The following is a 6,708-nucleotide window of genomic DNA, read 5'->3' as shown; positions in this document are numbered from 1 at the left end:
TTTTTCATTGTGACATTATATCACTAACAACTTAAAGAACTCCTCTTTGAATACTCCCCATTGCTGAAGCTAGGAGCTTTACGCTATATTTTGGTAAAATGAGAAAACTAATAAAAAATTTCATTTAAAAAGATTTTAGTAAACTTATGATAGAATTGGATGTTACTTTGAAAAGAATTTAAATATATACATATTACAGTTAAAAGGATATTTGTGTTCGATAATACAGAAAATGATAAAGAAGAGACAAGTTTTTCAGAAGCTTATAGGTCTCAGATACTTAATACTGATAATGACACCGATGAAAAATCTTCAAAAAATTTAATCGTTATCTTTATTCTTGCAATTATAGTAATAGCTCTTGGTATATTTGGATATAAATATCTATCAGAAAACAGTCAAATAGAGACAACAGAGATGACAAAAGAAAAATCTGTAGAAGAAGAGACTGTAGAAGAAGAGTCTATAGAACCTCCAGAATCTATGATGCTCAATAATATTAATGAGCTACTAGATGAGGCGGAGAGTCAAGAAGAAGAGAAATCTGATACCCCCAAAGAGACAATTAAAAAAACAGAATCCGAACTAGACGAGACTGCCAATAGTGTTAAAATAGAGATGGCTAAAGAGCTTGGTCAAGATGAGACAAAAAAAGTTGAAGAAGTAGAAGAGAAAAAAACAAGTAAACAAAAAGGTGAAGATACCTATCTTGAACAACTTGCTGAACTCTCAAAAGAGATTGACGGAGAGAAGTAGGGGTAGACCAATGTGTCTACCCTTATAAATATGTCTCTACCCTTGTAATAGTTTCGCCACCTCTTTAGCATGATAAGATATGATTATATCTGCACCTGCTCGTTTAAAACCTATCATAGTCTCCATCATAACTTTATCGTAATCTATCACACCTGCTTTTCCCGCCATTTTCAACATGCTATACTCACCACTTACATTATATACAGCTAGTGGCAGTGAGGAGTTCTCTCTAATATCACGAACAATATCCAGATATGCAAGAGCTGGTTTCACCATCAAAATATCTGCTCCCTCTTCCTCATCTGCCAAACTCTCCAAAATAGCCTCTCTTCTGTTGGCAGGATTCATCTGATATGAGCGTCTATCTCCAAAGCTTGGGCTACTCTCTGCCACATCTCTAAATGGACCATAATAGGAGCTTGAAAATTTGGTAGAGTAGGACATAATAGGAATATGAGAAAATCCAACCATATCAAGCCCATCTCTTATCGAAGTTATCATCCCATCCATCATCCCACTTGGTGCTATCATATCAGCCCCTGCTTTTGCATGGATAACTGCCTGTTTTGCAAGATTGTCCAGAGTAATATCATTATCAACAGTCTCCAAAACAGGGTCAAGCACTCCACAATGTCCGTGGTCTGTATATTCACAAAAACACAAATCCGTCACTACAAACATATCAGGGTGAGCCTCTTTGATTTTTCTAATACTCGAAGCGATAACACCTCGTTCACAGAGTGCATCACTCCCAACGCTATCTTTTACATCAGGAATTCCAAACAGGATAATAGAGTATATGCCTAAACCTTTGAGGATTTCACACTCCTTAAGTATCTCATCTATACTCATCTGAAAAACCCCAGGCATAGAGTCAACCTCTTTTTTTATCCCCTCACCCTCTTTTATAAATAGTGGATAGATAAAATCATTGACACTCAAATGAGTCTCTTGAAGCAGGTCTCGTAGAACTGGATTGATTCGTTTCCGTCTAAATCGTGTAAACATAACTGTTCCTTTATATTAATTTGGTGAATTTTATCATAAACTGATATAATTTTGACCATGAGACAAGTTGAAATTTCCAAAGTTGCAAAACTACCAACCAAATATGGTATATTTAATATACAAGCCTTTAAAGAAGGGGACAGAGAACATCTGGCTCTCTTTACAGATAATCTAGGTGAGACTCCTATAGTTCGTATCCACTCCGAGTGTCTAACAGGTGATGCCCTAAGTTCAAAAAAGTGTGACTGTGGTGAACAACTATCCTTTGCACAAGAGTTTATTGGCAAAAAGGGTGGTATGATAATCTACCACCGTCAAGAGGGACGCAATATTGGTCTTCTAGGAAAAGTAAATGCCTATGCCCTGCAAGATAAAGGATTCGATACTGTTGAGGCAAATCATCAGCTTGGATTCAAAGCTGATGAGAGAACTTATGAGATAGTGGAGACTATTTTGGAACATTTCAAAATAAAAAAGATACGACTTCTAACCAATAATCCTAAAAAGATGAGTTCATTAAGCTCTGTAGAGATTGTTGAAAGAATACCTATTCGCATCGTCTCAAACCCTTATAATGAGGATTATCTAAATGTTAAAAAAAGTCAACTTGGACACCTTCTTTAATTATGAATCATAAACAATTAAAAGAGAAAATATTATCTAGTAATATATCGTTTGATAATAGACAGATTGAACAGTTAGAGAAGTTTACTTCCTTATTAGAGGAGTGGAACAAAATCCACAACTTAACAGGTGCAAAAACAAAAGATGAAATCTATAAAAATATACTCGACTCACTCTACCCATATACATTTATAAAAAGACCAAACTCCATACTAGATGTAGGGACAGGTGCAGGTTTTCCAGGTTTGATACTAGCCATTGCCTATCCCAAGTGCAAGACAGTTCTCTGCGAACCACGAAATAAACGAGCCTCATTTCTGAAGTTTGTAGCTATGGAGCTAAAGTTAGAGAATGTAGAAGTGGTAAAAAAACGAGTAGAAGATTACCATTTTAGTGAACCTTTTGAACTTATAACCTCTCGTGCCGTCACCAATACAAAGATGCTACTCTCTCTTACCCAACATCTCCAAGATGATGATACTAGATTTCTCTTCTATAAAGGTGAAAAAGTTTTTAGTGAACTTGAATTGGTCGACTCCCCTATATATTATGATATAATTGAGAAGAATCAGAGAAACTATCTCTATATTAAAGGATAAATGCGTGTTACTAAAATTAATAATCTTTGCAGTGGTTGCAGCTGTTATCTACAGATTTGTAGGAGGAAGACTTCCATTTATTGACAAGAAAAAAGCATCCGATGAGAAGCATGAGTTTGGTCAAATAGAGACTACTTCAGAGTGTGCTAACTGCTCCACCTATATGACCGAAGAGGATGCTATTATCTATCAGAAAAAAGCCTACTGCTCCAATGAATGTTTAGAGAAATCAAAAAAGAGATAATGGATGAAGATATTTGGTCATCATTGGATTGACTCTGAACCATTTTATAGTGTGAAGAGTCAAGAGGATATAAGAGAGACTCCTGCTAATAGTATCGTTCTACTCCCTACCCTGCCCTCATCTCTTGACCTTGCTAAATATTGTCAAAAGAACTCTGTAGCTTATGCTATCAAAGTTGAAAATATCAAAGATGCTATCTTTGCCAATCTTTTAGGGGCTAAGTATACTCTATCTTCTAAAAAGTTAGCTAGAGAGCTTATGCCTATAGCTCAAAACTATCTTTTTGATACGCAAGTTTTGGCAGAGATTGAGAGTGATAGTGAGATTGAGGAGATGGCAAAGGTTAATGTGGATGGGGTTGTGCTAAAATAATCATCGTAAGATGGGTGGGGATGTTTTGTTGAAGGGAAACCTAACTCCTTAACCCCTCAATCTCTTTAATACTCAGCCCTGTTTTCAGAGCAATAGTTTCACTATCCAAAACATCTAGTAAACTTTTTGCTATATCTATGATTTTTTTTCGACTCTCCTGCTTCTCTTGTTCAATTTTCTTTTGACTCTCCTGTTTCTCTTGCTCAACCCCTTGTTCTATTCCCTCTTTCACACCCTCCATCTTACCAACCCCATAACTAGAAAAAATCATACTAGCCTCATAGTGCAGATTGCTCTGATACTTGCTATAAGCTATCCTATCTTCCTCTTTTAGATTCAGAACCGAAAACTCTTTTTTTGCTTTTTTCAGCCCTTTAGCTGTAAAACTATCTTTTATCTTGGCATTTTTGAGAAAATATATCCACTCATCCAGACTATCTTTTGCATTGTCATCAAATCTATTAACTTTCAGGATATAGTACTCTGGAAAAATACTCTCTATATTTTCGATTTTGAGCATCTCTTTTTGATTAGGTGATAGCTCTAGTTTGTCATTGGAGTGGAAACCTCTGAAATTTGTGGTTCCTTTGTAGATATAATCCTCTCCTCTACCCAAATCAAAATAAACAATATTGATAGATATAACTTTTACTGTCTCTTTGTAGGCTTTTCCTTTATCTAAATGCTCAACGATTACTTTAGAGGTCTCAAAAAGTATTCTATGAAAATAGTCAATCTCACTAGCAAACTGTATCTCTATAATGATTATCTCTTTTTTACTGTTGATAACTTTGAGGTCAACTCTATTTAACTTCTGTTTTTCATTATCTTTATTACCCTCACTCTCTAGGACTTGGAGGATTTTTATATCTTCAAAGAGCAGTTCGGACAAAAAGCCCTCTAATATATCAAAGTTTGCTTTGCTTCGTAGGAGTCTTTTTATTGCCCAATCAAAGCTTATTAGTTCTCTCTCCATCTCTTAGCCTTTTTATTATTTATTGTTAGATTGATTATACTCTTTGAGGGCTTAGGGTTATCTTTTCTTGTCGTTTAAGTCTAGTTCGATTTGCTTTTTAAACTTCCTGCATTCAACACAACATACTCAAATATATTTTAAATTCAGCATCCTCTTGAAACATCCAAGAGTTTACACACATCTTAAACTAAAAGCCCAACCAAAGCTAAACCTAAAAACTCTATAATAAACCATGACTAAAAGTAAACTAACCCTATCCATCATCAAAGCCACCATAGGCACACTTCTTTTCATCCTAATCTACAACTACGCCAATATAGAACTCACCAAAAGATACGCCCAAGTCGATAAACCATTTGACCTATTAAGCAAATTTTTCCTAGAAGATAACAGCGTCAAAACCAACTCTCCACGCGTGATGCTTTTTGGGATAGATAACCATTATTTGAAAAGTCAAAACTTGATGGATGAGGACAATGAGACAAACTATGGGTATATCTTTCCCAATGATAAGATAGCTCAGTTTATCGAAAAGATAGATAGGCTAAGTGAGAAGCTTCCAAAAAGCAAACAGCCAAAAGCGATGTTTATAGATTATGATTTCTCATTTACCACAGCTATCTATGGCAAAGAGCCAACCAGAGAGGATAGCATTTTGTTAGAGGTCTTGAAAAAGCCTAGAGCTTATGCTATTCTGTTGCCAAAAACAAGCAAATACAACCATATAGAGTCTTTGGCAGACAGCCGAGTACAAGAGTTGATAAGAAGCAAAAAGATAGTTTTTGTTTCAGTCTATCTACCATATTCTAAAGATTCTAAAACAAGACGGTATATACCTTATGCCTCCTACAGACATAGTGTAACAAACCAAGAGCATAACTATACGAGTGCATCGGTAGAGATGTGGCATCTGTTTAATCAAGAGAGAAATATCTCAAAAGAGTTCAGAGAGCAACATGTGGTAGAGAATAATTTTATCATAAAAACTTATAAAGAGTCCCTTTTATCAAAATATCATAAACCGAGTCACTGGGAGATGTTGGATTACTATTCAGCAAACTATCCACTAGAAGATATAGATAGGGATAATTTTGATAATGCACTGATTTTATTGGGAGCAATGTATGACAAAGATGATATTTTTGAAGTGACCTCTTCGGCGAGTAAGCTTAGTGGAATAGAAGTTCATGCCAATGTGCTTATGACGCTTTTTTATTTTGATGGGAAGCTAAAACAGTTTGACCTCTACAAGAGTTCATTTTTGGTGTTTGTGATTTTTGTGATGCTCTTTTTGTTTACTGATAGAGTTTTGAGACTTCTACCCACTCAATCAAAGATTTTCTTGGTCAACCGAGGCTTCTCAAAGCTTATGATTTCGTTGTTTATCACATCAGTTGTGATGGGGCTGTTGTCGCTATTTATACTTCTACACTATCAGCAGTGGTTTAACTGGTTTGTGCCTGTTTTGTTGTTTGAGTTTGTGGGGGCGATAGAGATTATCAATAGGTATATTGTGAAAAAATTTCATAGGGAGGATTAGATGAAGAGCTTAATGGTGCTGTTGGTTATGGTAGAGTTTATGGTTGCAAACAGTTTGGTGGTCAAAGATGCAAATGTGACCATAACGATTGATAAAAAGGTTTATGAGTTGCAAAAAGGGGATAAAGCAGATTTGGAACAGAACTCAACGGTCTGTTTTAAAGGAGGGGATGGGAGAGTTATTATAGATGAGCAACTTCAACTGTCATCAGAATCTAATGAGACATGTAGCCATTTGAAAATGAAGAAGAGTTTTGACTTTAAAGCGTGGTTTAAAAAGCATATAAAAGTGGTTGCTTTGCTTTTTACTGATTCTAAAGAGCAGACAAAACTGGCTGTGACTCGTAAGGGTGGAGAGTCAGAAACTGCTAAAGGTACTATGGTTTTAAAAGCTTCTGATGAGTATTTTGTGATAGAAAATAAAACTTGGATTATCTATCCTATTACTTTAGAGATTATTAATAATAAGAATAAAGTTATATATAAAGAGACTAGTGAAGAGGATTCTATTATTTTTATAGTCCCTCGTAATAAATTAGAAACTGGATATAAGATTAAAGTTTATAATAGTTCAGAAAAACAGCAATTAT

The 6,708-nt window shown here is 35.2% G+C and carries 9 protein-coding genes; 7 read left to right on the top strand and 2 right to left on the bottom strand.

What is annotated here, in order from left to right; all coding sequences use genetic code 11:
- Positions 1-213: 213 nt before the first annotated feature.
- Positions 214-756 (top strand): hypothetical protein, encoded by a 543-nt coding sequence (locus GSY74_RS06910; RefSeq protein WP_164664373.1) that lies wholly within the window; start codon positions 214-216, stop codon positions 754-756.
- A gap of 36 nt (positions 757-792) precedes the next feature.
- Here the strand turns inward: GSY74_RS06910 and hemB are convergent, their stop codons facing one another.
- Complete coding sequence (gene hemB / locus GSY74_RS06905) at positions 793-1,764, bottom strand: porphobilinogen synthase (RefSeq protein WP_164664372.1); 972 nt, start codon at positions 1,762-1,764, stop codon at positions 793-795.
- 57 nt (positions 1,765-1,821) lie between these two features.
- Between hemB and ribA the strand changes: the two genes are divergently transcribed.
- The 4 genes from ribA to GSY74_RS06885 are packed head-to-tail and all read left to right on the top strand — an operon-like array spanning position 1,822 to position 3,603.
- Positions 1,822-2,388, top strand: a complete 567-nt coding sequence (ribA, locus tag GSY74_RS06900) for a GTP cyclohydrolase II (RefSeq protein ID WP_164664371.1) — start codon at positions 1,822-1,824, stop codon at positions 2,386-2,388.
- Between the two features lie 2 nt (positions 2,389-2,390).
- Positions 2,391-2,987, top strand: a complete 597-nt coding sequence (gene rsmG / locus GSY74_RS06895; RefSeq protein WP_164664370.1) for a 16S rRNA (guanine(527)-N(7))-methyltransferase RsmG — start codon at positions 2,391-2,393, stop codon at positions 2,985-2,987.
- Positions 2,988-2,991: 4 nt separating this feature from the next.
- Positions 2,992-3,231: a PP0621 family protein gene (locus GSY74_RS06890; RefSeq protein WP_164664369.1), complete on the top strand. Its 240-nt coding sequence runs from the start codon at positions 2,992-2,994 to the stop codon at positions 3,229-3,231.
- Between the two features lie 3 nt (positions 3,232-3,234).
- The gene (locus GSY74_RS06885; protein ID WP_164664368.1) at positions 3,235-3,603 is read left to right on the top strand and encodes a hypothetical protein; all 369 of its coding nucleotides are present in this window, start codon (positions 3,235-3,237) and stop codon (positions 3,601-3,603) included.
- A gap of 40 nt (positions 3,604-3,643) precedes the next feature.
- On the opposite strand, the gene GSY74_RS06880 is transcribed toward GSY74_RS06885, so the two are convergent.
- On the bottom strand, positions 3,644-4,579 hold the full coding sequence (locus tag GSY74_RS06880) for an Rpn family recombination-promoting nuclease/putative transposase (protein ID WP_164664367.1): 936 nt from the start codon (positions 4,577-4,579) through the stop codon (positions 3,644-3,646).
- A 232-nt stretch (positions 4,580-4,811) separates the two neighbouring features.
- Here GSY74_RS06880 and GSY74_RS06875 point away from each other — a divergent pair, with 232 nt between their 5' ends.
- Together GSY74_RS06875 and GSY74_RS06870 are read left to right on the top strand one after the other, a co-directional pair.
- Positions 4,812-6,119, top strand: a complete 1,308-nt coding sequence (locus GSY74_RS06875) for a CHASE2 domain-containing protein (RefSeq protein WP_164664366.1) — start codon at positions 4,812-4,814, stop codon at positions 6,117-6,119.
- On the top strand, positions 6,120-6,708 hold a 589-nt coding region (locus GSY74_RS06870; RefSeq protein WP_164664365.1), incomplete at its 3' end, for a hypothetical protein.

It is taken from the genome of Sulfurovum sp. bin170 (assembly GCF_010892395.1).
GTDB lineage: Bacteria > Campylobacterota > Campylobacteria > Campylobacterales > Sulfurovaceae > UBA1140.
This window is presented reverse-complemented; position numbering and strand designations above follow the sequence as displayed.